This is a genomic window from Arthrobacter sp. B10-11, from assembly GCF_033142195.1.
Lineage (GTDB): Bacteria > Actinomycetota > Actinomycetes > Actinomycetales > Micrococcaceae > Arthrobacter > Arthrobacter oryzae_C.
On sequence record NZ_JAWMTH010000001.1, the window covers coordinates 489,249 to 515,782 of the forward strand.

Annotated in this window: 22 protein-coding genes; 9 read left to right on the top strand and 13 right to left on the bottom strand. The window is 66.2% G+C overall.

Annotated features, from left to right (window positions below; translation table 11 throughout):
- Positions 1-75: 75 nt before the first annotated feature.
- The 3 genes from RW112_RS02325 to mtrA form a co-directional block, all read right to left on the bottom strand.
- The gene (locus tag RW112_RS02325) at positions 76-1,797 is read right to left on the bottom strand and encodes an LpqB family beta-propeller domain-containing protein (RefSeq protein ID WP_317780246.1); all 1,722 of its coding nucleotides are present in this window, start codon (positions 1,795-1,797) and stop codon (positions 76-78) included.
- Entirely contained in the window at positions 1,794-3,641 is a 1,848-nt protein-coding gene (gene mtrB / locus RW112_RS02330; protein WP_317780817.1) for an MtrAB system histidine kinase MtrB, read from the bottom strand. The genes RW112_RS02325 and mtrB overlap by 4 nt, the downstream gene beginning before the upstream one ends.
- 97 nt (positions 3,642-3,738) lie before the next feature.
- Complete coding sequence (gene mtrA, locus RW112_RS02335; RefSeq protein WP_043482640.1) at positions 3,739-4,413, bottom strand: MtrAB system response regulator MtrA; 675 nt, start codon at positions 4,411-4,413, stop codon at positions 3,739-3,741.
- Positions 4,414-4,672: 259 nt separating this feature from the next.
- Between mtrA and RW112_RS02340 the strand changes: the two genes are divergently transcribed.
- Genes RW112_RS02340 through RW112_RS02365 form a run of 6 tightly spaced genes read left to right on the top strand, consistent with a single transcriptional unit; the run spans position 4,673 to position 11,043 of the window.
- Complete coding sequence (locus tag RW112_RS02340; protein ID WP_317780247.1) at positions 4,673-6,046, top strand: glycerophosphoryl diester phosphodiesterase membrane domain-containing protein; 1,374 nt, start codon at positions 4,673-4,675, stop codon at positions 6,044-6,046.
- Complete coding sequence (locus RW112_RS02345; protein ID WP_317780248.1) at positions 6,043-6,765, top strand: DUF4129 domain-containing protein; 723 nt, start codon at positions 6,043-6,045, stop codon at positions 6,763-6,765. The genes RW112_RS02340 and RW112_RS02345 overlap by 4 nt, the downstream gene beginning before the upstream one ends.
- Positions 6,762-7,979, top strand: coding sequence for a DUF4350 domain-containing protein (locus RW112_RS02350; RefSeq protein WP_317780249.1), 1,218 nt, complete (start codon positions 6,762-6,764; stop codon positions 7,977-7,979). The genes RW112_RS02345 and RW112_RS02350 overlap by 4 nt, the downstream gene beginning before the upstream one ends.
- Positions 7,976-9,004, top strand: a complete 1,029-nt coding sequence (locus RW112_RS02355) for a MoxR family ATPase (protein WP_317780250.1) — start codon at positions 7,976-7,978, stop codon at positions 9,002-9,004. The genes RW112_RS02350 and RW112_RS02355 overlap by 4 nt, the downstream gene beginning before the upstream one ends.
- Positions 9,005-9,008: 4 nt before the next feature.
- On the top strand, positions 9,009-10,301 hold the full coding sequence (locus RW112_RS02360; protein ID WP_317780251.1) for a DUF58 domain-containing protein: 1,293 nt from the start codon (positions 9,009-9,011) through the stop codon (positions 10,299-10,301).
- Between the two features lie 28 nt (positions 10,302-10,329).
- Complete coding sequence (locus RW112_RS02365; RefSeq protein WP_317780252.1) at positions 10,330-11,043, top strand: DUF4166 domain-containing protein; 714 nt, start codon at positions 10,330-10,332, stop codon at positions 11,041-11,043.
- Here RW112_RS02365 and RW112_RS02370 read toward each other — a convergent pair.
- The 6 genes from RW112_RS02370 to RW112_RS02395 all read right to left on the bottom strand — a co-directional run bounded on the left by RW112_RS02370 (position 11,040) and on the right by RW112_RS02395 (position 18,192).
- A complete protein-coding gene (locus RW112_RS02370; RefSeq protein ID WP_317780253.1) occupies positions 11,040-12,065 on the bottom strand; it encodes a hypothetical protein in 1,026 nt (341 codons plus the stop codon). The two genes, RW112_RS02365 and RW112_RS02370, sit on opposite strands and share 4 nt — an antisense overlap.
- Before the next feature lie 3 nt (positions 12,066-12,068).
- Positions 12,069-12,512: a chorismate mutase gene (locus RW112_RS02375; protein WP_317780254.1), complete on the bottom strand. Its 444-nt coding sequence runs from the start codon at positions 12,510-12,512 to the stop codon at positions 12,069-12,071.
- A 107-nt stretch (positions 12,513-12,619) separates the two neighbouring features.
- The gene (locus tag RW112_RS02380) at positions 12,620-14,314 is read right to left on the bottom strand and encodes an ABC transporter ATP-binding protein (protein ID WP_317780255.1); all 1,695 of its coding nucleotides are present in this window, start codon (positions 14,312-14,314) and stop codon (positions 12,620-12,622) included.
- Positions 14,311-15,336 carry an ABC transporter permease gene (locus RW112_RS02385; protein ID WP_317780256.1) on the bottom strand — a complete coding sequence of 342 codons (1,026 nt, stop codon included), beginning with the start codon at positions 15,334-15,336 and terminating at the stop codon, positions 14,311-14,313. The genes RW112_RS02380 and RW112_RS02385 overlap by 4 nt, the downstream gene beginning before the upstream one ends.
- A 1-nt stretch (position 15,337) precedes the next feature.
- On the bottom strand, positions 15,338-16,429 hold the full coding sequence (locus tag RW112_RS02390; protein ID WP_317780257.1) for an ABC transporter permease: 1,092 nt from the start codon (positions 16,427-16,429) through the stop codon (positions 15,338-15,340).
- A 128-nt stretch (positions 16,430-16,557) separates the two neighbouring features.
- Positions 16,558-18,192: an ABC transporter substrate-binding protein gene (locus RW112_RS02395; protein ID WP_317780258.1), complete on the bottom strand. Its 1,635-nt coding sequence runs from the start codon at positions 18,190-18,192 to the stop codon at positions 16,558-16,560.
- A gap of 293 nt (positions 18,193-18,485) precedes the next feature.
- Here RW112_RS02395 and RW112_RS02400 point away from each other — a divergent pair, with 293 nt between their 5' ends.
- The gene (locus RW112_RS02400; RefSeq protein ID WP_317780259.1) at positions 18,486-19,313 is read left to right on the top strand and encodes a caspase domain-containing protein; all 828 of its coding nucleotides are present in this window, start codon (positions 18,486-18,488) and stop codon (positions 19,311-19,313) included.
- Positions 19,314-19,333: 20 nt separating this feature from the next.
- Here the strand turns inward: RW112_RS02400 and RW112_RS02405 are convergent, their stop codons facing one another.
- Positions 19,334-20,974, bottom strand: coding sequence for a hypothetical protein (locus RW112_RS02405; protein ID WP_317780260.1), 1,641 nt, complete (start codon positions 20,972-20,974; stop codon positions 19,334-19,336).
- 132 nt (positions 20,975-21,106) lie between these two features.
- Positions 21,107-22,246, bottom strand: coding sequence for a tRNA 2-thiouridine(34) synthase MnmA (gene mnmA / locus RW112_RS02410; protein ID WP_411709846.1), 1,140 nt, complete (start codon positions 22,244-22,246; stop codon positions 21,107-21,109).
- A 235-nt stretch (positions 22,247-22,481) separates the two neighbouring features.
- Here mnmA and RW112_RS02415 point away from each other — a divergent pair, with 235 nt between their 5' ends.
- Positions 22,482-23,732 (top strand): NAD(P)/FAD-dependent oxidoreductase, encoded by a 1,251-nt coding sequence (locus tag RW112_RS02415; protein WP_317780261.1) that lies wholly within the window; start codon positions 22,482-22,484, stop codon positions 23,730-23,732.
- On the opposite strand, the gene RW112_RS02420 is transcribed toward RW112_RS02415, so the two are convergent.
- Entirely contained in the window at positions 23,711-24,940 is a 1,230-nt protein-coding gene (locus RW112_RS02420) for a cysteine desulfurase family protein (RefSeq protein ID WP_317780262.1), read from the bottom strand. The genes RW112_RS02415 and RW112_RS02420 overlap by 22 nt on opposite strands.
- 57 nt (positions 24,941-24,997) lie before the next feature.
- On the opposite strand from RW112_RS02420, the gene RW112_RS02425 reads away from it, so the two are divergent.
- Positions 24,998-25,876, top strand: a complete 879-nt coding sequence (locus RW112_RS02425) for a DMT family transporter (protein ID WP_317780263.1) — start codon at positions 24,998-25,000, stop codon at positions 25,874-25,876.
- Here the strand turns inward: RW112_RS02425 and RW112_RS02430 are convergent.
- Positions 25,863-26,525 (bottom strand): helix-turn-helix transcriptional regulator, encoded by a 663-nt coding sequence (locus RW112_RS02430; RefSeq protein ID WP_317780264.1) that lies wholly within the window; start codon positions 26,523-26,525, stop codon positions 25,863-25,865. The two genes, RW112_RS02425 and RW112_RS02430, sit on opposite strands and share 14 nt — an antisense overlap.
- Between the last annotated feature and the right edge of the window lie 9 nt (positions 26,526-26,534).

Sequence of the window (26,534 nt, forward strand, 5' to 3'; positions counted from 1 at the left end):
GCCACTGCGTACGTGCCCGCTGATGTGGACGCACGGAGCGTCGGATGCAGCCATGGTGGTGGGCGTGGCGCGACGTCAGCCGGGGAAAGACGGATCCACAGGCCCTTGCAGCTGGGGCGACCAGCCGTTTCCGAGTCGTTGGAATATACCGTCAGCAGACTGTCCGAAAATTTCTTCCGGCCCGTTGCCTGCACTGATCGCCGTAAGCCCTGGCCAAGGTGCCAGCTGCTGGGTCTGCGTTGATGCCAGGGAGAGCAGTTCCGGTGTGACGTTGTCAGTGGCCGACGCCTTCATAACCACCACGGTGGTGTCGCTGACCCAGACGCCCTGGTCCGGCTGCCGGTCCGTCAGCAAGGTCGTCGGCGCTGTCAGGTCCCGGGGCGTGCCGTCGGCATTGCGCACGATGCCCGTTACCTGCACGCGGGTCTTCCCGTTCTGCTCCGAAATCACCAAGGCACGCACCCCTTCACGCGATATGCGGAACTCCTTGACTGTGCGTCCGGCAAGCCAGGCAGGGGCCAGCGTGACTGTAGGCACGGCGGCTCCTTCCGTAACACCCGTGGGCCGGTAGGCAAGTACTTCCGTGGCACCGTTGGCTCCGGGGCCGGCCGTCCAGACCCAATCCTGCTGGCCGAACGACGGATGAGTCAGGGTGGACCGTGTGGTCAGCGCACGCGCGGGCTGGCCGGGCACGATCGAGTACAACGTGGTCCGGCTGCCGTTGAGGAACGCCACCGACTGTGAAACCGGCGATTCGGCAGGGGAAACAGGACCGAGGGCCCCCACCGGCTGGATATCCGGCAACGGCGAAATACGGTTGTTCTCGTACCTGACCAGCTGGCCGTCGTTCACGGCAATCTGCCGGGCCGGGACATTCTTGTCCCGGACCGGAGGCAGCACGGACCCGTTGTCCTCGACACGCACGAGGTCCTGGTTTGCCCGCAATTCCACGTTGACGACATCCGGCTGGCCACGGAAGGTGAGGGCCAACTGGGTCTGCATCCTCAGCCTGTCCTCGTTGGAGGCTTCCACGAGTTCTTTGGCCGAAAGGTCCACCTGGGCTGCGCCTGAGACGACGGGAACGGACTCCCGCGTCAGCTTCATCCCGGATGGGAAGGCGCTGACCACGGCGCCCTTGAGGTACGGGGCAGGGCCGCTCAGCAAAGCGCTGGTCATCGCCTTGACCGTCTTCTTCTTGTTGAACCATCTGACGTCGGGCACAGCGTAGGTGTAGCCGGGATCGTAGAAATAGATGGGGTAGGCGCCGTAAATCACCTTGAACGTCTGCTCGGGGATGGCGATGCCGTCAGGAACCGCCGAAATTCGCCATTCCCCGTCCACCTGCGTGAGAGTGACGGGAATGTTCTCCTTGGTGCCTTCGGGGAACTGCGTGGCGATCCCGTCCGCGTCGACCGAGTAGGCGACATCCAGTTCGTAGTTGTAGACGTTCTCGACTCCGGTACGGACCACCCTCGTTGAGCGGAAAACCAGGGTGCGCTGGTCCGGTTTCCAGGCTACTGAGGCCGCCTGTGTCAGGTATTCCCGCGCCACGGCATAGTCGTCTTCGTAGCCACTGCCGGCGAGGTAGAAGTCTTCGATGACGGAATCAGGTCCGGCGCCTTCACGCGGCGCCACCGGAAAGAACACTGGGGCGTTGTTTGGCTTGCCCGCGCTCTCATCAGTGCTTTTACCGACGGGTCCGGAGCGCGGAATCTGGGCGCACGAGGTCAGCAACAGGAGCAAGGCTGTCATCAGCGCCGCGACCAGGGCGCGCAAGCGGCGTGATCCGACGATCATTTCGCTTCTTCCCGGCCCGCAGCGGGCTTCGGCCCCGGCGCGGCAGAGTCGGGCGCGGCCGGCCCCGGCACAGCCGGCCCCGCGAAGGCACTGATCCCTCCGCCTTCGGGCGGAGCAACACTGTCAAGAAGCAGCATGGTGCCCTGCCCCGCTCCGCCAGGCAATTCGACGTCGGCAGGTTCCAGCAGGAGCGGCGACTTGGAGATGGCCTCGCCCTGCCTCAGCGGAAGCGTCAGCCTGAAGTTGGATCCCGTTCCCTTGTTGCCCCAGGCCTGGAGCCATCCATTGTGGAGTTTGGTGTCTTCCGCGGCGATGGACAAGCCCAGCCCGCTACCCCCTGTGGTCCGTGCCCGGGCGGGGTCTGCCCGCCAGAAACGGTCGAAAACCCTCGCGGCTTCGGCCTGCGTCATTCCGATGCCGTGGTCACGGACGGCGACGGCGACGGCGGTTTCGTTGGCAGCTACGGAAATGTTGACCGGTTTCCCTTCACTGTGTTCGAGCGCGTTCAGCACAAGGTTGCGGAGGATCCGCTCGATGCGCCGGTCGTCCATCTCCACGACGACGCTCTCTTCCTGCGAATTGATGGTGACTTCCGAGCCGTACTCCGCCGCGACGGGCTGAGCGTCCTCGACGACATTCGTGAGGAGTTGCAGGATATCGGTGGGTTCGGCGTCGAGTACGGCCACGCCTGCGTCGAAGCGGGAAATTTCCAGGAGATCAGCCAGCAGTGACTGGAACCGCTCCACCTGGTTGTAGAGCAGCTCGGCGGAGCGCTTGTTGATGGGGTCGAAATCATGCCGTGCGTCGTACAGTACTTCCGCCGCCATCCGCACCGTGGTGAGGGGCGTGCGCAGTTCATGGGACACATCAGAGACGAAACGCTGCTGCATCTGGGACAGCGTTGCCAGCTGGGTGATCTGTTCCTGCAGGCTGGCGGCCATGTGGTTGAATGATGCGCCCAACCGTGCCACCTCGTCTTCGCCCTTGACCACCATGCGTTCCTGGAGCTGCCCGGCCGCCAGTTTCTCCGACACTACTGCCGCATGGCTGACCGGGCTGACCACGTTCCGGGTCACGTACCACGCGATGGCACCGATGATGAGAACCAGGACAGCCCCGCCGGCCAGCAGGACGTTCTGGATTTCATCCAGGGTTTTCTGCGCGGTATTCAGGTCGTAGATAAGGTACAGCTCGTACACGGTGCCGTTGAACGTGACCTTGTTGCCCACGGCAATACCCGGCCGGTCCTCCGTGCCCACCGGGAATTCGGTGGATGCCCAGAACTGGTCTTTCCCCGACTCCTGTACGGCTTTCCGCAACTCCGGCGGGATCACGCTGATGGTGAGCTGGTCCGAGGCCCGCGACTCCACCCAGCGGTTGCGGGGCTTCGTCTGCTCCGGCATCGCTTCGAACACATACCGCCGCTGGATGACGTTTCCCCGCCCCTCAACGGCGTTGAGGGTGTCATAGACCAGCGTAATGACGCTGGATTGATCGGTGACCTGGGCCCCGTCGAACGTGTCCTGGACCTGTTTTACGTGGTAGAGCGTCTCCGACTCCGCCTGGGTCAGCCGTTCCTGGAACAGGTTGTTGGCGATCTGGTTCGACAGGTAGGCACCGACAACGGCGAATGAACCGATAGAGAGCAAGAGAGTGGTGAGGACCGTGCGGAACTGGAGGGACCGGCGCCAGCGCCGGTGCAACGCACGCAGCAGGAACCGGACCCCGGGCAGGAGCCGGATCAGGCCGGTCCGGACGAGCCGAAGGACCCGCAATCCTACGATCCGGGCGCGGCGGAACCAGATACGGGTTCGGAACGGCAGTTCCGAGAACACCCCGGCCATGGCGTCAGTATGTTCCGGAGCGCCGTGGACGTGGCCATGCTCCGTTTTTTGGGGCCGGGCAACATCCGGCTCATGGCCGGCTTCGCCGCTGGACGGTTCAGGAACCTGCTTTGTAGCCGACACCACGGACCGTCAAAACTACTTCGGGGGCTTCGGGGTCGCGCTCGATCTTCGACCTCAGCCGCTGGACGTGGACGTTCACGAGTCGCGTATCCGCGGCGTGGCGGTATCCCCAGACCTGTTCCAGCAGGAGTTCCCTGGTGAAGACCTGCCACGGTTTGCGGGCCAGGGCTACGAGCAGGTCGAACTCGAGCGGCGTCAACGAAATGCGTTCGTCGTTCCGGCTCACCAAATGGCCGGCCACGTCGATGGTGATGTCGGCAATTCGCAGTGTTTCAGGCGCCTTCTGGTCACCGGGCCGGAGCCGGGCCCTGACACGTGCCACCAGTTCGGCGGGCTTGAAGGGTTTGGGAACGTAGTCGTCAGCACCCGACTCCAGGCCGCGGACCACGTCCGAGGTGTCCGACTTCGCGGTGAGCATGACGATGGGTGAATCCGACTCGGCGCGGATCTGCCTGCATACTTCGATGCCATCCGCACCGGGGAGCATCAGGTCCAGAAGCACAAGATCCGGCTTGGAGGAACGGAAGACTTCCAGCGCCTGCCCGCCGTCTGCGCAAAAGACCGGCTCGAAACCGTCATTGCGCAAGACAATCCCGATCATCTCGGCCAGCGCCTCGTCATCGTCCACTACCAGAATGCGTGCCTTCATAGTTATATATTCGCCTATTGAATGGGCTTTGTCCCGTTGACGGCCGACACGGCATGGCGCGGCCACCTGCAGTTAGGGGGGCTGGTTCGGGAAGCGGACCGGCGCCACAGCGGGAAGAATCAGCCGGAAGCTATGAGGCCTGCCGGCAAAACTATAGGCTGGGAGCGGCCGGACAGTGCACGACACTGCCGGTCCTGAGATACCCGGCGGGAGTTCACGCCGGGCGTCTCGCGGACAGCGTCTTGTGGGGAGGAACAGGTTGTCAGAGCAGGATCCGAACGCGCAGCCCTGGGAGGGTAAGCCGCAGCCGGTGCAGCCACGCCCCTGGGATGCGCCTGCGCAGTGGAACTCACCCCCGCAGTGGAACGCATCACCCGGCTATGGCGGACAGCCTCCGTGGGGGTCCCCCTACTCCGGGCAGCAGCCGGGTCTCCATCAGCCGCAGTACGTAGCCCCGCCAAAGCCAGGCATTGTTCCCCTGCGACCCCTCTCGTTCGGCGAAATCCTTGACGGTTCGTTTCAGACCATCAGGCGCAACGCCGCCGCGATGCTGGGTGCGGCGCTTCTGGCTCAGACCTTGGCGACGGTCGTCGGTGAGGTCCTAGTGGCAGAGACCGAGTCGCGCGGCGACTCGATCGGGGCGTGGGTGTCAGGCATGGCTCCGCCTGAAATGGTCGGCCTTGGTATCGGCCTCCTTATCGGGGCCGCCCTGTTGGGACTCGTGTCCTTCTTTATCTCCATTGTGCTGCAGGGCGTGATGGCCGTTCCCGTGGCACGGTCGGTCCTTAACTGGCGCACCGGGTTCAAGAAGATGTGGACGCTGTCACGGTCGAGCATCGGATCGTTGCTCGCGCTCGGCGGGCTCCAGATACTCGCCTTCATAACCTTCGGCGTCGTTCTGGTGGGCGCGACTGTGCTTCTGGTGGATTCCATGCGCGGATCGTCGGCACTGATCCTTGTCCCCCTGTTCCTCGGCGGCATGCTGGCCGTCGTGTGGCTCTCCATCCGATTCCTCCTGACGCCGGCGGCGATTGTCGTCGAGGAGCGTGACGTCCTCGATGGCCTGCGCAGATCCTGGCATCTCACCCGGCGCAACTGGTGGCGGATCTTCGGCATCGTGCTGGTTACGTCCCTCCTCATCGGTATCATCGGCCAGATCGTCCTGATCCCCCTCGGCCTGGCGTCCGGGGGGCTCTCCTCAGTCATCGCGCCGCACGGCGACGACGACGGACAGCGTGCCCTCGATGCCGGCCTCGGGATCGCTTCGATCATCGTCACCGCACTCATCGGGGCAGTCGGATACGCCTTCCAAACGTCCGTGATGGGCCTCTTGTATATGGACCTCCGCATGCGCAAGGAGGGCCTGGACCTCGCCCTCCAGCGGCAGCTCGAATCAGGAAACGACGCCGACGGCGTCCCCGGGCGCGGTGTGGCACCGGAGTTGAACTCCGCGGGATATCCGGCCTCCGGAAGCTGGCACCATCTCCATGAAGGCCAGCAGCCCTACGGTCCGCCAGCCCCTTACGGCCCGCCCGGCTATCGTCCCCCACCGCCCTACGGCCCGCCGCCCCATTCCGGCCAGCCCCCTTACGGGCCGCCGCCAGGCTATCGGCCACCGCCGGGCGCAGGATGAGCCGGCGTTCCCTGTTCGATGCGGCCTCCCTGCCGGGAACAGTGCTTGATGAGGTAGGCCGCGCGCAGACCGAGGCTCCGGTGGACCCCGACAGGCAGGAAGCCCGCCAGTGGGCCGTCGAAGAGCTCGCCAAGCCCGTCTACCAGAATGCGCAGCCCGACTGGCTGACCGATCTGTGGCGGCAGTTCACTGAATGGCTTCGATCCCTGGGCAGTGGCGACCCCGCCATGGACAGCGGTGTGGCCCTACCCGTCATCGGCGTGACAATCGTTGTCCTTATTGCTGCGGCGATCCTCCTCGCGCGCCCCCGGCTGAACGCCCGGCGCCGGCGCGCGGCCGTGGACGACGTCGACGTCGATCCATCCATCACCCCGGGCGAGTACCGTCGGCTGGCGGCAGCGGCGGCAGCGCGTGCCGAGTGGCGCACCGCCGTCGTCGAACAGTTCCGCGCCATCGTCCGGTCCGCGGAGGACCGCACGGTGATCGACCCGCTGCCCGGCCGGACGGCGGACGAGGTGGCCGGACAGCTGGCGGGCGCCTTTGGCAGCCACGCGGCTGAGCTCCGGCGGGCGGCGGGTGTCTTCGACGCCGTGAGGTATGGCAGCGCCGGGGCCTCCGCCGCTGACCACGCGCAAATGCAGGCCCTGGACCGCCTCCTCGAAGCAGCAAAGCCCGACTTCGGCAGGCCGGCAGCGGACCGACTGGCGCTGCCGCAATGACCGCCCTGCTCGAGTCCGAGAACCCGCCCGCACCGGCCGGGTCCCCCGCCGCGGCCGGAGGTGCGGGGCGCGCCCTGACGGAGTGGATCCGACGGCACCGGACGTGGACCGTGCTCATTCTGGTGTTCTCCCTGGGAGTAGGGCTGACAATCCTGGCCCAGCTCTCGCCCCGGGGGGACAACGATCCCCTCTCCACGCGCAACGCCGCTCCCGAGGGCGCCAGGGCCGCTGCCGAAATACTGAGAAACCACGGTGTGGATGTCAGCCAGACGGACACCCTGGCCGCCACACTATCCGCGCTGGACCGTGCCGAACCTCGCGGGAGGGGTGCCACACTGCTGCTTTACGATCGGAACGGCTACCTGGACCGTGAGCAGCTGCAGGCGTTGCAGCGGGCCACGGACAGACTTGTGGTGGTAACGCCCCGGTTGAACACGCTCAGCGCCCTCGACGCCGGCATCGCCCCGGCGGGCGTTGTACCGCAAGGAGTCTCGACCCTGGAACCCGGCTGCGTGCTGGACGATCCTGCTGCCGCCGGGGCTGTCACGGCGGAGTCTGCGTATCTCTACGAGGCCGACCGTATCTGCTACCAACCCGTCGAAGGGCTGGGCGGCATCTATGCGAGCAGCGACGAGGGCCGCCTGGTGGTGCTGGGAAGCGCGCAGATGATCAGCAACCGCCTGCTGGACGAACATGGGAATGCGGCGCTGGCGCTCAGGACGCTGGGCGCCTCGGACAATCTGGTCTGGTACCTCCCCGGAATCGCCGACGTCACGGTTGAGGACCGGCCGAAGACCCTGGACGAACTGGCTCCGCCGTGGGTGGCGTTCCTCGGCCCCTGGCTTGCCCTGGTTGCGGTGCTGGCGATGTTCTGGCGGGGACGGCGGCTGGGACCCCTGGTCTTCGAACCGCTTCCGGTTGTAGTCAAGGCCGTGGAGACCGCCGAGGGCCGCGCCCGCCTGTACCATGACGCGCACGCCGTGGACCGCGCCGCCGATAACCTCAGGGCGGGAACCCTGGTCCGGCTCGCACGGTTCCTCCGGCTGGGACCGGACGCTGAGTCCACGGCAATTGTCCACGGCGCCGCACGGCACCTTGGCCGCACTCCTGAGGAGATGGCCCAGGTGCTGGAGGCCCGTCCCCGAACGGAGAGCGGGCTGGTCCGTTGGGCCCAGCAGCTGGAATCACTAGAGAAAGAGGTAACCGCCCGATGAGTGAGCAGACCAACGGATTCACGCAGGGCGGCCCCGGGGGTCCCGCCCTGGCGACGGCGGAGGCCACACCCGGCACCGATCCCGTCCGCCAGGCCCTGCTCGATGTACGGCATGAGGTCGCCAAGGCGGTCGTGGGCCAGGACTCAACGGTCACCGGGCTGCTGATCGCGTTGCTGTGCCGCGGGCATGTCCTGCTGGAAGGGGTTCCCGGCGTGGCCAAGACCCTCCTGGTCCGCACGTTGTCCGCCGCCCTCAGCCTGGACACCAAGCGCGTGCAGTTCACTCCGGACCTGATGCCCGGGGACATTACCGGCTCGCTGGTTTTCGATTCCCGTACCTCAGAGTTCAGCTTCCGCGAGGGCCCTGTCTTCACCAATATCCTGCTCGCGGACGAGATCAACAGGACACCGCCAAAGACGCAGGCATCGCTGTTGGAGGCCATGGAGGAACGCCAGGTTTCGGCGGACGGCGTCTCACGGCAGCTTCCCGTGCCGTTTATCGTCGCAGCCACGCAGAACCCGGTGGAGTACGAGGGGACCTATCCGCTGCCTGAGGCCCAGCTGGACCGTTTCCTCCTGAAGCTCGCGATGCCGTTGCCGGGACGCGCCGACGAAATCGAAGTCATCCGCAGGCATGCGGCGGGCTTTGACTCGCGGAACCTGGCCGCCGCCGGCGTCCGCGCCGTCGCGGGAGCGGCCGAACTGGAGCAAGCGCGGCAGGCAGTGGCTGCCGTGGAGGTGGCGCCGGAGGTGGCCGCCTACATCGTTGACATCGCGAGGGCCACCCGGGCGGCACCGTCCTTCCAGCTTGGCGTCTCCCCGCGCGGCGCAACTGCCCTGCTGAGCGCCGCCCGCGCATGGGCCTGGCTGTCCGGCCGGCAGTTCGTCACACCGGATGACGTGAAAGCCCTGGCGCTCCCCTGCCTGCGCCACCGCGTTGCCCTGCAGCCGGAAGCGCAGATGGACGGCGTGAACGTTGACGGCGTCCTTGCCAGCATCCTGGCCACTGTTCCCGTGCCGCGCTGACGACATGGCCATTTCCGGACGGTTCGTACTTCTGGCGCTGGCGGGGCTGGTGCCTGTAATGCTGTATCCCGGCTGGGGCACGGTGTTGCTGGTTTGCGCGGTGCTGTGCGCTTTGCTGCTGCTGGATCTCGCCCTGGCAGCCTCGCTCCGGAGGATCACGTTAGACCGCGCGCTCCCCGGCAATGTCACGCTGACGGGCAGCTGCGAATCCGTCCTGACCATCGGGAACACTGGTTCGCGCTCCCTCCGGGCCCTGGTGCGGGACGCCTGGCAGCCGTCCGCCGGTGCGCAGAATCCACGCCAGCGCATCAACGTGCCGGCCGGTGAACGGCGGCGCATGAAGGTGACGCTGCGCCCTTCCCGGCGCGGCGACCTCAAGGCACCGCATGTGACCCTGCGCGCCTTGGGCCCGCTGCAGCTCGCCGCGCGGCAGCGGACGCTCCCCTGTCCCGGCGCGGCGCGGGTGCTCCCGCCGTTCCACTCCCGCCGCCATCTTCCGTCCAAGCTGCGCAGGCTGCGCGAGCTCGATGGAAAGGCGGCGGTCCAGATCAGGGGTGCCGGCACCGAGTTCGATTCCCTCCGCGACTACGTCCGCGGGGATGACGTGCGTTCCATTGACTGGCGCGCCAGCGCACGGCGGTCCGCCGTCGTCGTCCGCACCTGGCGTCCCGAACGGGACCGGCGCGTGGTGATCATGCTGGACACCTCGCGGACTGCCGCGGCGAGGATCGACGACGAACCCCGCCTCGACACCGGGATCGAGGCGGCCCTCCTGCTGGCGGTCCTCGCGGAACGCGGCGGTGACCGCGTGGATTTTTTCGCCTTTGACCGGCGCACCCGGGGACGGGCCGGATCCGCGTCAAAAGGCAACCTGCTCGGTCAGCTTGTGCAGGCCATGGCGCCGCTGGAACCGGAGCTCATTGAGCTGGACTGGAGCCAGGTTCCGGGCCAGATCCGGAAGATTTCCGCGCACCGCTCGCTGGTGGTGCTGCTGACCCCGCTGGACAGCGGCGCGCCGGAAGAGGGACTGCTGCCGATGGCAGCGCAATTGGCGCAGCAGCACGTTGTGGTGGTTGCCTCAGTGCGGGACCCGATGCTCGGTACGATGCAGATGGAACGCGCGACGGCGGCGGAGGTGTTCCGCGCGTCGGCCGCCGAACGCGCACTGCTGGAACGAGAGGCAGTGGCCATCCAGCTGCGCCAGATGGGCGTTGAAGTGGTGGACGCCGAGCCCCATCAGCTGCCGCCGGCACTGGCCGACGCGTATATCCGCCTGAAAGCGGCGGGAAAATTATGACCGATGTGTCGAAAACCGGGAGGCTACCGTGAACACGCCCATCTATGAACGTGCCCTGGGCGGCGACTTTGCCCGCCTGCAGCCTCAACTCCAGGAGTACTTTTCGCTCGCTCCCGGTTCAGGCCAATACGGCGTTGGCGACGGGGTGTTCGACGTCGTAGGGTGCCGGCAGCAGTGGCTGCGTCCGCTGTTGCGGCTTACCACCGGGGAGGAGGCGTTCTTCCCGGAATACGGTGAGGGCGTTCCGTTCCGGATCGAAAACCACGCGCACCTCGATCCGTTCGGACGATCGAGCCTCACCGCCAGGCGCGAAATCCACTTTCCCGGCCGCACACGGCTGTTCCATGACACCACCAGCTTTGACGAGTCCCGCAGCACCCCGGGGCTGGTGGACTACGTCGGCCGCTACCGGCGCCTGGTCACGGACCTCAACCTCAGCGTGACCGCCGAAGGCAGGCTGCGCGGCGTCTCCGAAGCATCCCGGCTGTTCCTGGGTCCCCTGCGTATCCCCCTGCCGGCGGCCCTGGACGCCAAGGCCTACGCGGAGCAGTGGTGGGAACCGTCCGCCGGAACGCAGGGCAAGCACCGGATCCAGGTCAAGGTGATCCAGCCCCAGCTGGGACTCGTGCTGGTTTATGCCGGGAGCTTCGACTACAGGCTCCGCTCCTACCCCGGCGGCGCAACGGGGCCGGGCCATCTCCCCGGCTACGCCCGGCCGGACCGGTGGGAGAGCCGCCTCTAGCCGAGCGCCAGCTGGTTGAGCCCGTCCGCCACCTGGGTGAGGCGGGTCAGCACGGCAGTCGCAGACGACGGCGTATGCCCGGCCAGGCCCTCGGACGGCATCACCCGGATCGAGCCGAGCGAGGAAGCCGGAAGACCCAGCTGGCGCCAGGGCCGCCACACGTTCTCCACGGCCTCCTGGACGCGCGGCAGGGCGGCGCCGGGGCTGCCAACCTGCACGACACCGGCCCACAGGCTCTTTCCAGCCTCTACCGCACCGGCGAGCTGTTCCCACTGGCGGGAGGTGAGCGCCTTCAGCGGGACGGCAATCCCGTCGGCTCCTGAGGAGAGGATGCGTTCGAACGGCGCCTCGATCTCGGCCACCGCGATGACCGTTTCCGCGGCGCCGGCGTTCCTGATCGCGTCGATGACCAGCCGCCACGCCTCCGTCACTTCCTGACCGGGAACGGCGCGCAGGGTGCGGTAGCCGCTGGACGTGGGGATGGTGCCGGCGAGGACAGCAGCAATATCCGGTTCATCGATTTGGACCACCAGCCGGGCACCGGGAACGGCAGTGGCGACCCGGGCCAGAAAGTCCCCGACGCCGGCTGCCAGCGATTCGGCGATATCCCGCCGGGCGCCGTAGTCGAGCAAGGCCCGTTCACCGCTGTGCAGGTGCAGTCCTGCGGCCAGGCTGAGCGGTCCACGCAGCTGAACCTTGAAATCACGTGCAGGACTTTCTTCCGTACCGGCGACGTCGGCAAGGACGTTGATGTCCGTGGACAGTGCCGACTTGGCCCGCATGACGTCCTTGCCGGGACGATCAACGATCCGCCATCCGTGGGGCTGGACATCGACGGGCAGGTCCACCAGGAGTGACGCCGTCCTGCCGAGGGCATCGGAGCCGACACCGCGTTCCGGCAGCTCCACCAGGAACGGCAGGTGGGGGCTGCCTAGTTCGCCGCGCACTATCCGGGTGGCTTCCACCGGGTCCTCACCGGGCCAGGGCCCGAGGGCGGTGGCAGTTACCTGCGACTCCGGCATGGCCTAGGCGTCGACGGCGGTGGACGGTGCGGGCGTGGAACGCAGCGGCTGGCCGGTAGCCGTTCCGTTGTTCTCCGCGGCCTGGTGATCCTCGGCAATGGCTTCGTGGTGCCGGATGACCTCGCCAATGATGAAATTCAGGAACTTCTCCGCAAACGCCGGATCGAGGTGGGCTTCCTCGGCGAGGCGGCGCAGGCGGGCGATCTGGGCGGTCTCGCGGCCCGGGTCCCCTGCGGGCAGCCGGTGCGCGGCTTTGAGGAAACCGACCTTCTGCGTGGCCTTGAACCGTTCGGCCAGCAGGAAGACCAGCGTGGCGTCGATGTTGTCAATGCTGGACCGGATGGACAGCAGTTCCGCCATGACCGATGGGTCCACCTGTCCGGCCAATGAGCTGGCTGAGGGGTCGTAGGATTCGGCGTCCGGAAAATCTTGGTTCTGCTCGGTCATGGTTCCAGTCTATGGGCACCCTGCCGATTCCCTGTGGCGTGTTAAGCGGCCGACGAAAATGCCCGCTGCCCGGAAGGGGCAGCGGGCATCTTCACGACCGGAAGGGGCTAGCCGGCGAGCAGCGAACGGTTCGCTTCCCGGCGCTTGGCCTGTTCCTCCGGGTCAGGCACGGGCAGCGACGCGATAAGCCTGCGCGTGTAGTCGTGCTGCGGCGTACCCATCACCTGGGTGCCCAGCCCCTGTTCCACGAGCTTGCCCTTGTAAAGCACCCCGACCCAATGGGACAGGATGTCCACGACGGCGAGGTCGTGGCTGATGAACAGCGCGGCGAACCCGAACTCCTGCTGGATGTCCTTGAACAGCTCCAGCACCACGGCCTGGACCGAAACGTCCAGAGCCGACGTCGGTTCGTCGGCGATCAGCAGCTTCGGGTTCAGGATCAGGGCCCGGGCCAATGACGCACGCTGGCGCTGTCCGCCGGACAGTTCGTGCGGGAACCGGTCAGCGTACGACGCCGGCAGCTGCACCGACTCGAGGAGCTCACCGACGCGCTTCCGCGCCTGGGCGGGCGTGGGATTGCTGTGGATGATGAGCGGTTCGGCAACGCAGTCGCCGATGGTCAGCTGCGGGTTGAAGGACGCTGCGGGATCCTGGAACACGAACCCGATCTCCTTGCGGAGGGGCTTGAACGTCCGCTCCTTGAGGTTCAGCATCTCGTAGTCCAGCACCTTCAGGCTGCCGCCGGTGGTGCGGTTGAGGCCGGCGATGGCGCGTCCGATGGTGGTCTTGCCGGACCCCGATTCACCGACGAGGCCGAACACCTCGCCTTCTGACAGCGTGAAGCTCACGCCGTCCACGGCCTTGAAGCCGGGGCTGCCGAGCCTTCCGGGGTATTCGATGGTCAGTCCCTTGGCTTCCACCAGGACCTTTCGGTCCTGATGGGCCCGCGTCGTCATTCCCCGGGACGCAGAATTCCTGCCCAGGTGGGGAACGGCGGCCAGGAGTTTCCGCGTGTAGTCCTGCTTCGGCTCGGCGAACAGGACCTTGGCCGTGGCCTCCTCGACGACGTCGCCCTGGTACATCACCACTACCCGGTCGGCCAGATCCGCCACCACGCCCATGTTGTGCGTGATCAGCACGATCGAGGTGCCGTACTTGTCCCTCAGGTCCCTCAGGAGCTGGAGGATCTCCGCCTGGACCGTGACATCCAGGGCTGTTGTGGGTTCGTCGGCAACGATCAGGCCAGGGTTGAGTGCCAGCGCGGCGGCAATGACGACACGCTGCTTCTGGCCCCCGGAAAACTGGTGGGGATAGTAATCCACCCGTTTTTCGGCGTCCGGGATCCCCACTTTCCGGAGGGCTTCGACGGCGCGCGACTTGGCTTCCTTGGCGGATACCCGGCCGCCTTTGCCGTCGGCGTGGGCACGGATGCCTTCGGCGATCTGCCACCCGACGGTGAAGACGGGGTTCAGTGCGGTGGACGGCTCCTGGAAAACCATGGCGACGTCCCTGCCGCGGATCTGCCGGAGCTTGGCCGGGCTGACGCTGATCACGTTGTTGCCGTTAATCAGGACCGCACCGGAGCTGATGGCCGTCTCCGGAAGCAGTCCCAGGATGGTCTTGGCGGTCACGGTCTTGCCCGAACCGGATTCGCCGACAATTGCCACGACTTCGCCCGGATTGACCTCAAGGCTGACGTCCTTGACGGCGTACACGTCACCGGCATCGGTGGCGAACGTGACCTTAAGGTGGTCGATATCCAGGACCGGCCCTGTGCTGCGCTTGTCGATGTTGATGGTCATGAACTGCTCACTTCTGCTCGGAGCGCCGCCTGCGCGCCTGCGGTGGAATCCGGACCGCCCTTGCCGGACGCTGCCTTCTTGCGTCCGCGCAACCGCGGGTCGTTGAGGTCGTTGATGCTCTCGCCGACGAGCGTTAGTCCCAGGACGGTCAGCACCATTGCCAGGCCCGGGAACACGCCGGTCCACCAGATGCCGGAGGTGGTGTCAGCCAGGGCCTTGTTGAGGTCAAAGCCCCACTCTGCCGCCGACGTCGGCTCAATGCCGAAGCCCAGGAAACCCAGGCCGGCGAGGGTAAGGATTGCTTCGGAGGCGTTGAGCGTGAAGATCAGCGGCAGGGTGCGGGTGGCGTTCTTGAAGATGTGCCGGCTCATGATCCGGACATTCGACGCTCCCACCACCTTCGCGGACTCCACGAAAGGCTCGGCCTTGAGACGGATGGTTTCGGCCCGGATCACCCGGAAGTACTGCGGGATGAACACCACGGTGATGGAAATTGCCGCCGCCACGATGCCGCCCCACAGGCTGGACCTGCCGCCGCTGATGACGATGGCCATCACAATGGCCACCAGGAGGGACGGGAAGGCGTAGACGGCGTCGGCGATCACCACGAGGATCCGGTCCAGCCAGCCGCCGATGTAGCCGCTGACCAGGCCCAGGACCACGCCGATGAAGATGGACATCACCACGGCAACAACAATCACCATGACGGCGGTCTGGGCACCCCAGACAACCCGGGAAAAGACGTCATAGCCGCCCACGGTGGTGCCCCAGAGATGCTTTCCGCCCGGCGCCTGCTGGGCAGGGAACCCGCCGTCGGCGTCGGAAATCTGCGAGAAGCCGTAGGGGGCGATGAGCGGCGCGAAAATGGCGGTGAGCAGGAAGACGGCAGTCAGGACAAGACCGGTGACGAGCATTCCGCGCTGCAATCCGACGCTCTTGTTGAAATGTGAGACCACGGGCAGGCGGCCGAACCACGAGGCCCGCGGGTCCTTGTAGGCAGTTGCCAGGGAATCGGTGCTCATGTCAGTACCTCACGCGGGGGTCGATCAGCGCGGCGACGATGTCCACGATGAAGTTGGTCACGGCCACGATCACTGCGAGGAGGACCACGATGCCCTGGACAGCCACGAAGTCACGGGCCGTCAGGTAGGTGGCCAGCTGGAAGCCCAGGCCTTTCCATTCAAAGGTTGTCTCGGTCAGCACGGCGCCGCCGAGCAGGACGGCGATCTGCAGTCCCATCACGGTGATGATGGGAATGAGAGCCGGTTTGTAGGCATGCTTGGTCACCAGGCGGAATTCGCTGACTCCGCGTGAACGGCCGGCTTCCACGTAGTCCTTGCCGAGCGTGCCGATGACGTTGGTACGGACCAGCCGCAGGAAGATGCCCGCCGTCAGCAGCCCGAGCGCGAGGGCCGGCAGCACCGCATGGGCCGTGACGTCGGCCAGTGCAGCCATATTGCCGCTGCGGAGGGCGTCCAGCCAGTAAATGCCGGTGGGTGCCTGCAGCGCTGTGAGCTCCAGTTCGCTGGATGTTTTGGCCCGCCCGGCTACGGGGAGCCATCCCAGCCACACCGCGAAGGTCAGCTTGAACAGCAGTCCGGAGAAGAAGACCGGCGTGGCGTAGCAAAGGATCGCAAAGATACGCAGGACGGCGTCGGGCGCCTTGTCGCGGCGGTGCGCGGCAATCATGCCGAGCGGGATGCCCACCACGAGGGCAACCAGCAGCGCATTGATGGTCAGTTCGAGAGTGGCCGAACCATAGGTGGTCAGCATCTCCGTCACCTGCCGGTTGTCCGACAAGGTGGTGCCGAAATTGCCGGTCATCAGTTGCCCGAGGTACTCGAAGTACTGCACGAGGATCGGCCGGTCATAGCCGGCCGCAGTGATCCGCTCAGCCAGTTGTTCGGGCGGGAGCCGCCCGCCCAGCGCGGCAGTAATGGGATCACCGGTGATCCGCATCAGGAAGAACACCATCGTGACCAGGATCAGGATGGTTGGAAAAATCAGGAGGAACCTGATCAGGATGTATTGGCCCAGTCCCCCGCCGGACGACTTCTTCTTTGACGGCAATAGCCCGTCGGCGTCGGTTGGCGGCGCCTCAATCAGTGTTGTCATTGGTACCTAAATGTGTGCTTCCGGCGGCCTCGTGAGCCCCGGAATCTGTTGCCCTGACTCAGCACGAAAGGCGGGACGCCGTGGCGCCCCGCCTCCTCGGCTCGTCAGGACCGGATGGGGAACTCGACCTACTTGGAAATTACGCCAAGACGGGTCTTGAAGGATGCATCGAGGGTCTTTTCGACACCCTTGACATCCTTGCCGGCGACCATGAGCTGGGCGCCCTGCAGCAGCGGCAGCGTGGAGAGATCCTTGGCGACCGCCGTCTGGGCGTCACCCAGGACCTTCTCGCGCTCTGCCTTGTCAACAGTGGTGAGCTGCTTGGTGATCAGGTCCGTCACGGCCGCGTTCTCGTAGTGGTTCTTGAGGAAGTTGCCCGGAACGAAGAACGGCGTCAGGTAGTTGTCAGCATCCGAGTAATCCGGGAACCAGCCCAGCTGGTACACGGGGTAGACGTCCTTGGTGCGGTCCTTGGAATACGTGACCCATTCGGTGGACTGCAGGTCCACCTTGAACAGGCCGGACTTCTCCAGCTGCTCCTTGATCATGGCGTACTCGTCGCCGGAGGACTTGCCGTAGTGGTCCGGGTTGTACTGCAGCTTGATGTTGACCGGAGCCGTGACGCCTGCATCGGCGAAGGCCTTCTTGGCCTTGTCGAGGCTGGGCTTGCCGCTGCCGTCGCCATACATTTCCTTCAGGGGCTGGATCGCCCCGGCGAAGCCGTCAGGGACCACGGAGTACGCCGGCAGGTAGGTGCCCTTGTAAACCTGGGTTGCGATGGCGTCCCGGTCCACGATGTTCGCCATGGCCTGGCGAACGGCGAGTGCCTTGGCGGGATCCGCGTCGGCGGCCTTGGCACCAAACGGCATCGTGTCGAAGTTGAACACGATGTAGCGCAGCTCGCCGCCGGGACCCTTGTGGACCGTGACCTTGGAGTCCTTCTCAAGGTCGGCGGCGTCCGTTGCCGTGAGGCTGCGGCCGGCGACGTCGATGTTCCCCTGCTGGACGTCCAGCTTGAGGTTGTTCGAGTCAGCGTAGTACTTGATGCTCGCGCCGTCGTTGGCGGGCTTTCCCAGCAGGCCCTTGTAGTCCGGGTTGGCCTTCAGGCTGACGAGCTCGTTCTTCTTGTAGCTCTCAATGGTGTAAGGGCCGGCGAACGGCTTGCCCTTGACGATTTCGTCGTCGCTCATCAGCTTGTCCGCCGGGAAGACCTCTTCATCGATGATCGGTCCGGCGTTGGCGGCCAGCACACCGGGGAAGACCTGGTCGTTGCCGGCCTTGAGCTTGAAGACGACCGTGGAGTCGTCCTTGGCCGTGACCGAGTCGAGGTTTCCGAGGAGGGAGGCCGGACCGTTGTCGTCCGCGATGCTGACAACGCGGTCGATGGAGAACTTCACGTCCGAGGACGTGAGGGCGTGGCCGTTGGCAAATTTAAGGTCCGACTTGAGCTTGACCGTGTATTCCGTGGGGCTGGTGAATTCGGCGGATTCCGCGATGTCGGGAGAAGCATCAGCCGTGCCGGGCTTGGCGTTGAGCAGGAAGGGGTAGATCTGGTTCATCACCATAAAGGAACCGGCGTCGTACGAGCCCGCGGGATCGAGGGTAACGACCTTGTCGGTGGTGCCGTAGGTGATGGTTCCGCCTCCGGCGCCGCCGGTGGAAGTTCCGCCGCCGCCGGACGGGCCCGTGCAGGCTGTCAGTGCAAACGCGGAAACACCCGCGAGCGCGATAGCGCTGTGCAGGGCCTTTTTGTTCATTGCCATCTGTGGACTTTCTGTTCGATGAGTACACGCGCGCCGCCGCGCAACTGGATGAGTTGGACTCGGTGGGCGGACGGTGTCCTGATCACCCGATTCAATCAGACCGAAGCGCGCTGAATCGTTACAACCTGTGAGTTGAGACACAAAATTTACCTGATTGGGGGGAAACTATCGTTTTCTTCCGTTTACCGGGCGGATCGGGGTCCTAAGGAATGATTGACCGTGCAGTGGTCATTGCCATTGAAGAGCCTCCCTGCCGGGAATAGAGTTGCCCTACCTGGCCGAAGGAACACATCATGAGCAAAGCCGCCCTCTGTGTGGGGATCAACGAATTTGAACATCTGCCGAAGTCCAGCTGGCTTCAGGGCTGTGTCAATGACGCCCGCGACCTCGCCGGACTGCTGCAGTCCGGGTATGGCTTCGCCGAGGCGGACATCTCCCTGTTGCTCGACTCGCAGGCGACCAAGAACCAGGTCATGGCGGAACTTGATTCGATGCTGGGCCGCGCCGCCGCCGGCGAACTCCAGCACATCGTCTTTACGTTCTCCAGCCATGGAACGCAGATTCCGGACAGCAGCGACGACGAGGCGGACCGGCTGGATGAGGCCTTCGCCTGCTACGACATCAACAACACGGGCGACTCGTGGGATCCTGCCACCGTCATTTCGGACGACGAATTATTCGCCCTCTTTGCGCGGCTTCCTGACGGCGTGCTGATGGACGTTGTCCTGGATACCTGCCACAGCGGTACCGGGCTGAAATCGCTGGACCTGCTGCCCGGGCGAAGGCCCCGGTTCCTGCCGGCACCCACGGCGCGGGGCGTTGCAGACACCGAGTTCAAGGACACCAGGGCCCTGCGGGACCTGGTCAAGGCCGGCCGGGGCGTCAAACCGGTCCTCCTGGCTGCCTGCCGCGCCGACCAGACCGCCGCCGACGCCTTCCTGGAGGGCCGCTACAACGGGGCCTTCACGTACAACTTCATCCGGGCCATCAGGGGCGACGGCGCGCTGGGCAGGGCGGAGATCCTGAAGCTGGTCAGCAAGGGCCTGCGAGCCGGCGGCTTTGACCAGGTGGCGCAACTGGAGGGCTCGACGGCCGCGCGGAAAGCTCGCTGGGGAAGCTGACACCGGGCGCTGACGGAGGCTCACTCCCGGCGTTCGTCCTCCGGGTGGAAGGTTGCCGCCGGCATTCTGATCCCGGCTTCCCGTTTTATGGTCTCGAGTTTCTCCTGCTGCCACTCGGCGTCCATGACCGGTTTGAGTGCGGCGAAACACAGCCGGCCGCCTTCGTCAAACCGCAGCAGGCCTCCGCCACGGACTGTGTAGTAGTCGGTGTCGACGCGGAGGCCGAGCTTGTTCCTTGCTTCCGATTTGGACAGGGTGACTGACTGTACGTACGAGGCCCCGATCTCGGAGACGACGAACCCGTCCGGCCCCACGCGCGTACTGGGGCGCACCCGGCTCACAACAATGCTCGTGTTCTGGTCGATGCCGGACGCCTCGATCAGCCGCGGATTCTCCCAAATGAACCGGTTGACCTCCTCAGGGTCGGCGGCCAGGGCTGACAGCCGGACCGGATAGCGCAGGTCGCGGAGGTGCTTGAGCCCGTCCAGGAGTTCATCGGGTTCCGTCGACAGGTCAATGTCCCAGAAAGCGTCGCGGACGGCCTGCCTGAATCCCATCATGTCCGTCGGCACCAGCACCGCGTCAGCGGCGAGGATTCCACGCAGCAGGTCTTCCCACCCCGGGTCCACCGGCGGCATGTAGGCAAGCCCCCGCATCACCATCCCCAGCATCTGATGCCCGAGGTGCGCCCCGGCTTCGGCCACCTGGTACCGGCTGGACCGGCCGCCAGGCCTTTCCAGCCGCTGCAACCAGAGTTTGACGACGGCGTCCAGCACCGCCTTCACGGCAATCTCGCCCCGCCGGTGGGGTTCGGGATTCAGCCGCCACTCGAAGGGTACATCCATGGCCAGCGGCCGCCGGGCGGCGCCGCGGGAGAACAGTCCGTCTGCCAGCCCGAACAGCCCGGACGCCAGGACTTCCTGTTCCATGTTCCGGGCGGCCACGATTCCCCGCTTGCCGTCCGCGCCCGGGACAGCCACTGACAACTGTTGCTCCACCCGCTCGGGCGACGAAAAAACGCTCAGCATTGCCACGAGGTCCGCGATGCATTCGTGCAGGGCATAGCCGTCGAGCAAAGCATCGCTGTCCGTCCACAGCCGCCGGTAGCCGTCCAGGACTGCGTGCGTCACCTCATGGGCCACGAGGTCGTGATAGAGCGCCAGCGGCACGGAACGCTGGGAGCGGCCGTCGGTTTTGTGGCCAAAGCGGATGAGTCCGCGCTCGCGGTCGTAGCCGGTGGAGGTGTAGGGGATCTTGTCATACACACTAATGACCAGCCGGTGGCCCGAGGCCCAGCCCATCCGGCGTCCGAGGGTGACTTCAAAGGCCTGGAGCGTGGCCGTCGCCACAGCATAGACATGCTGCGCCAGGAAGCGGCTGTCGGCCAGCAACTCATCGAGCCCGGATGGCGCGGCCTGGTCGTCAATGCACCATTCGTTGCGGTCTACGGCCAAGGAAATAGGCCGGGGTCCGTCAGCCCCGGGAGCCCGGACCCGCAGCGAGAGGCGCGCCCCCACCGGGCCGTTGGCGAGTCTCTCCACGGGAACCCGGATACTGGTGGTCAGCGGCTTGCCCGACTTACGGGTAAAGGGGCCCTCGGCAAGCGCCGTAAGCGCGACCATTTCGAGGCCATGCCCGATGCCAAGCGCTGGTGAGACCATAACGGGCCCGCTTTCCTCAACTGTGCAGCCTCCCGGGTGAGGGGGTCTGCATCAAGTCTGGTTCCCAGGCCTCAATTATTGCGGTCGCAGGCGTCATTGACTACGGCTGGCCGTAGCGACTTGCGTCCCGGGCTAGAGTGCTGCGCGCTGCAGCGAGCGCGCTGCGTCGATGGTCGCCTGGCCCAGGACCCGGCTTCCCTGGTACAGCACCACGGTCTGTCCGGGGGCCACCCCGCGCAGCGGAGTGGTCAGTGTCACCACAAGGTTCGTCCGCTCCGCGCCGTCGTCGTCCGTCAGAAGTTCCGTATGGGCCGTCGCGGGAACGGGATCGCCATGGGCGCGGACCTGCGCGTGGCAGTCAAACTCCTCGCCGGTGGCAATTTCCGCGATGGGCAGGCCGGCCCAGGAGACCTTGATGCCGCGGATCTCATCGATGGCCAGCAGCGCTTCAGGGCCCACCACCACCTTGTTTTCCTTGGGCCGGATTTCCAGGACGAACCGCGGCTTGCCATCGGCGGCGGGAGTGCCCAGCTTGAGGCCACGGCGCTGGCCCACCGTGAACGCGTTGGCGCCGGGGTGCTCGCCCACCTTGGACCCGGTTTCGTCCACGATGTCGCCGGTGGTCATGTCAATCTTTTCCGCCAGCCACCCGGCGGTATCGCCGTCCGGAATGAAGCAGATGTCGTGGCTGTCCGGCTTGTTGGCCACGGAGAGCCCGCGGCGTTCGGCCTCCGCGCGCACTTCAGCCTTCGAGGGAGTGTCCGCCAGCGGGAACATGGAGTGTTTGAGCTGTTCGTGGGTGAGCACTCCGAGCACATAGCTCTGGTCCTTGGCCCAGTCGGCCGCCCGGTGGAGTTCCGGGTTTCCTTCCGCGTCCGTGATCACCTTGGCGTAGTGGCCGGTGCAGACGGCATCGAACCCCAGCGCGATGGCCTTTTCCAGCAGGGCCGCAAACTTGATGCGTTCGTTGCAGCGCATGCAGGGGTTCGGGGTGCGTCCGGCGGCGTACTCGTCGATAAAGTCCTGGACCACGTCTTCCTTGAACCGCTCGGAAAAGTCCCACACGTAGTAAGGGATGCCCAGTACGTCGCAGGCCCGCCAGGCGTCGCGGGAGTCCTCGATGGTGCAGCACCCGCGGCTGCCGGTACGGAGGGTTCCGGGCATCCTCGACAACGCCAGGTGGACACCGACGACGTCGTGTCCCGCCTCGACGGCGCGGGCGGCGGCTACGGCGGAATCGACTCCGCCGCTCATGGCTGCAAGAACTCGCATGCTGGCTTTCTTTAGGGGAAGGTTTGATGGTGCGGCCGCAGCCCGTCCCGGCCCGGCGCATGGCACGCCGGCTGGACACACTGCATGCCCGTCTATTCTACCGCGCTGGCAAAGAGTGCCCGGAAATCACCCCTGCGCCCCTTGACTGTCCGCCGGCCGCCTTCTATCGTCAAGATTACTATTTTTAGAATGGACGCGGCCTCACCGCCAGACCCTTCAGGAATCGAGCGGAACCATGCCCGTGGAACGCAATATCGAAGACATCGTCATCGCTGGCGCCGGTCTGGCCGGGGCCACCGCTGCCCGGACGCTGCGCAGCGAAGGCTTTTCCGGCCGGATCACCCTCATCGGTTCCGAGCTGCACCACCCGTACCTTCGCCCGCCGCTGTCGAAGGACTACCTGCTGGGCACAGCGGGCGAAGACGCCGTACCGGTTGCGCCTGAGGCGTGGTACACCGAGAACGACGTCGACCTCCGCCTCGGTACGCACGTCGCCGCCATCGACCCCGCCGCGCACACGGTGCGTCTCAGCAGCGGCGGTTCGCTGGAGTACGGCGCGCTCCTGCTGGCTACGGGTGCCGTCCCCCGGCGCATGCAACTGCCAGGGAGCGGGCTGGACGGTGTCACCACGTTCCGGACCCTGGACGACAGCCGCCGCCTCCGGGAGCAGATCTCGCCCGGCGGAAAGAACGTGGTGATGATCGGCTCCGGCTGGATCGGGATGGAACTCGCGGCTGCGGCCACCACTTATGGCAACCATGTGACCCTGCTCGGACTTGAGGACATTCCGCTGGCAGCCGCCATCGGACCGGAACTGGGCGCTTTCTTCCGCTCAATCCACGAAGCCAACGGGGTCAGGTTCCGGCTTGGCACCACGGCGTCCGAACTCCGGGGCGACGCCGGCCGTGTCACCGCGGTGGTCACCGGTTCGGGCGATGTGCTGCCGGCCGACATCGTGGTGATCGCCGTGGGCGTGCTGCCGGAGACTGCGCTTGCGGAGGCTGCGGGCCTGGCCCTGGACAACGGCATACTGGCGGATGCCTCCTTGCGGACCAGTGCGCCGGACATCTTCGCCGCCGGAGACGTGGCCAACACGCTGCACCCGTTCACCGGGCAGCACCACCGCAGCGAGCATTGGTCCAATGCACTCAACGGAGGAAAAATCGCCGCCAAATCGATGCTCGGCCAGGATGCGCAGCTGGACACGATTCCGTATTTCTACACGGACCAGTACGACGTCCGCATGGAGTATTCGGGTTTCCCCACGCTGGCGGCGGGCGCGGAACCGGTCATCAGGGGCTCGCTGGCCAGCAGGGAATTCATTGCATTCTGGCAGCACGAAGGCCGGGTGGTGGCAGGCATGAACGTCAACGTTCCCCGCACCCAGAAAGCCATCAAGGCCCTGGTCTCCAGCCGCGCTCCGGTCAGCGCCGCCCGCCTGGCTGATCCCGCCGTCGCGCTGGATCAGCTCCTGGCAGAGGCCTGACGCGCCACCGTGGCTGCGGTCTGGATGGACGATTCATGTCCGGCCATCCCTGCCTGGCGCGCACGTCGGTAGGCGCCCGGCAGCGCTGCCAGCAGGGCATCGACATCGGCGTCGGTGGAAGCATGCCCCAGGGAAAAGCGCTGCGCACCCCGTGCGGCCTCCTCGTCGAGCCCCATGGCCAGCAGCACGTGCGAGGGACGCGGCACGCCGGCGGTGCAGGCCGAACCGGTGGACGATTCGACGCCGGCGAGGTCCAGCAGGAACAGCAGCGAGTCACCTTCGCAGCCAGGGAACGTGAAGTGCGCATTGCCGGGCAGGCGCCCGTCCCCCGGCGCGCCACGCAGGACAGCTTCGGGGACGGCATCCAGTACGCCGGCGATCAGCCGGTCCCGCAGCCCCGCGATGCGGGCCGCTTCCCCGGGGAGGTTCCTGGCCACGGCTTCCGCCGCGGCGGCGAAGGCGGCAATCGACGCCGTGTCCAGCGTCCCTGAACGGACGTCGCGCTCCTGGCCCCCGCCATGCTGCACCGGCGTCAGCTTGACGGAGCGGCCGAGCAGCAGGGCGCCGACGCCCACCGGCCCGCCGATCTTGTGTCCGGAGATGGACATGGCATCCAGACCGCTGGTCCGGAAGTCGACGGGCACGGACCCGAAGGCCTGGACGGCGTCGGAATGAACAGGAACGCCCGCGGCGTGGGCCGCTTCAACCACAGCCTGCACCGGCTGGATGGTGCCGACCTCGTTATTGGCCCACATGACCGAGACGAGGGCGATGGACTCCGGATTCCGGGAGAGTTCCGACTTCAGCACGTCGAGGTCCACCACACCCTCGGAATCCACGGGGAGCCAAGAAACCTCCGCCTGCTCGTGACGTTCCAGCCACTCAACCGTGTCCAGGACGGCATGGTGTTCGACGGCGGAGCACAGGATCCGCGTGCGTCCCGGATTTTCGGCACGGCGGGACCAGTACAGGCCCTTGACAGCCAGGTTGTCAGCCTCCGTGCCGCCCGAGGTGAAGATGACCTCCGACGGATGGGCCCCGGCTGCGGCGGCAATGGCCTCCCGGGCATCCTCCACCGCACGGCGGGCGCGGCGCCCGGAGCCGTGCAGCGACGACGGGTTTCCGGTCCTGGCGAGCTCGCGCGTGAGTGCCGCCAGGGCCTCGGCGGCGATGGGCGTGGTGGCGGCATGATCGAGGTAGACGGACACAAGCCAATTCTAGCCGCGGACACCCGGCACGCTCCGGCGCCCGTGTAGATTCGAGCGGTGAAAGCCTCGATTTACCTGGTGCTGGCCACCCTGTTCTGGTCCGGGAACCTTGCGGTGGGGCAGGCAGCCGTGAACACCCTGACGCCGTTGGAACTCACCTTCTGGAGGTGGGCACTGGCGGCACTTCCGCTGGTGGCACTGGCCCACTTCGTGGAACGTCCCGACTGGCGCGCCGTCCTGGGCCGCTGGCGGGTCCTGCTGCTCCTGAGCGTTCTGGGCATGGCCTGCTACACCCTGCTGCTCTACACGGCCCTCCAGCACACCTCGGCACTTAACGCCTCACTGATTACTGCCGCCAACCCCGCCCTCATCGTGGTGATGGCCATTTTCATCCTCGGCGAAAAGCCCGGCATCTCCGGCTGGCTGGGCATTGTCCTGGGCCTCGCGGGAGTCCTCCTGGTCCTGACCCGTGGCGAACTGCACCGGGTCTTCAGCATTACCTTCAATGTCGGCGAGCTCCTGATGCTCGGGGCCATCGCCGTGTGGGGCTTCTACACCATCATTTCGCGCCGGCTGGGGCTGCCTGCCATTGCGTCCACGGCCGTCCAGGTGGTGATGGCCACCGTCCTGCTGGCTCCGGCTGCCATCGCCGCGGGAGTCCAATTCCCCGCGACAGCCGCCGAAGGATGGTCGATCGCCTACATAGCCGCGTTCCCGTCGCTGGGGGCATACCTGTGCTGGAACCTCGCACTCAAGACAACGCCACCGGCAACCGCCGGCAATTTCCTGAACCTGATCGTCGTCTTCACGGCGGCCATCACGGTGATGATGGGTATTCCGGTCACCCTCCCCCAGGCCATCGGCGGCCTGCTTGTCATAGCCGGCGTCCTGCTGGCCGGACGGCCCAGCAGATCGCCGGAGTTCAGGCCGGCGTAACCCTCGCACAGCACTGGCCGGGTGCGTCGTTGCCCACGATGCGGCTTTCCGCAACACCACAGCCGGCCGCAGCGCCGCTCAGGAAAGCTCCGTTCATGGCGCAGACTATGTCCGCATGTCCGTCCGCGAGCCGGTGGAACGGGCAGTTGCCCAGGGCAAAGCCTCCGTCGCCGTCAGGCAGCGGCAGGTAGCCCTCCGCCGCGAGGAACTCCTCGAGGCCTGGGCTGCCCTCAGCCATCGCCAGGCCCTTTGCATGAGAAGTTGCCAGCAGTGCATCCCGCACCGGCTCTCCCACTGCAGTGGAATGTTCGATGGCTGCCACCATCAATTCACCGGCCAGATCGTAATTGCGGTCAGGCACGGAGGCTCCCACTTCCGGCTGGGCCGCCCGGTACGTTTTTGCGGGCCGGCCGGAACCGGGCCCGGCCTTGCCGCCCAGTTTGCGGAACTCCGCGGTGAGCACCCCGTCCTGCACCATTCTGTCCAGATGGAACGACGCAGTGCTTCGCGGGATTCCGAGCGCTGCGGCCGCATCGTCCCGCCCCACCGGGCGCGGGGATGACGTGACGAACCCGAAGAGCTTTCGGCGGTTTTCATCGCCGAGCGATGCCACGGCCGCAAGCCGGCGGTCCCACGGAAGTCTGCGCATGGAACACCC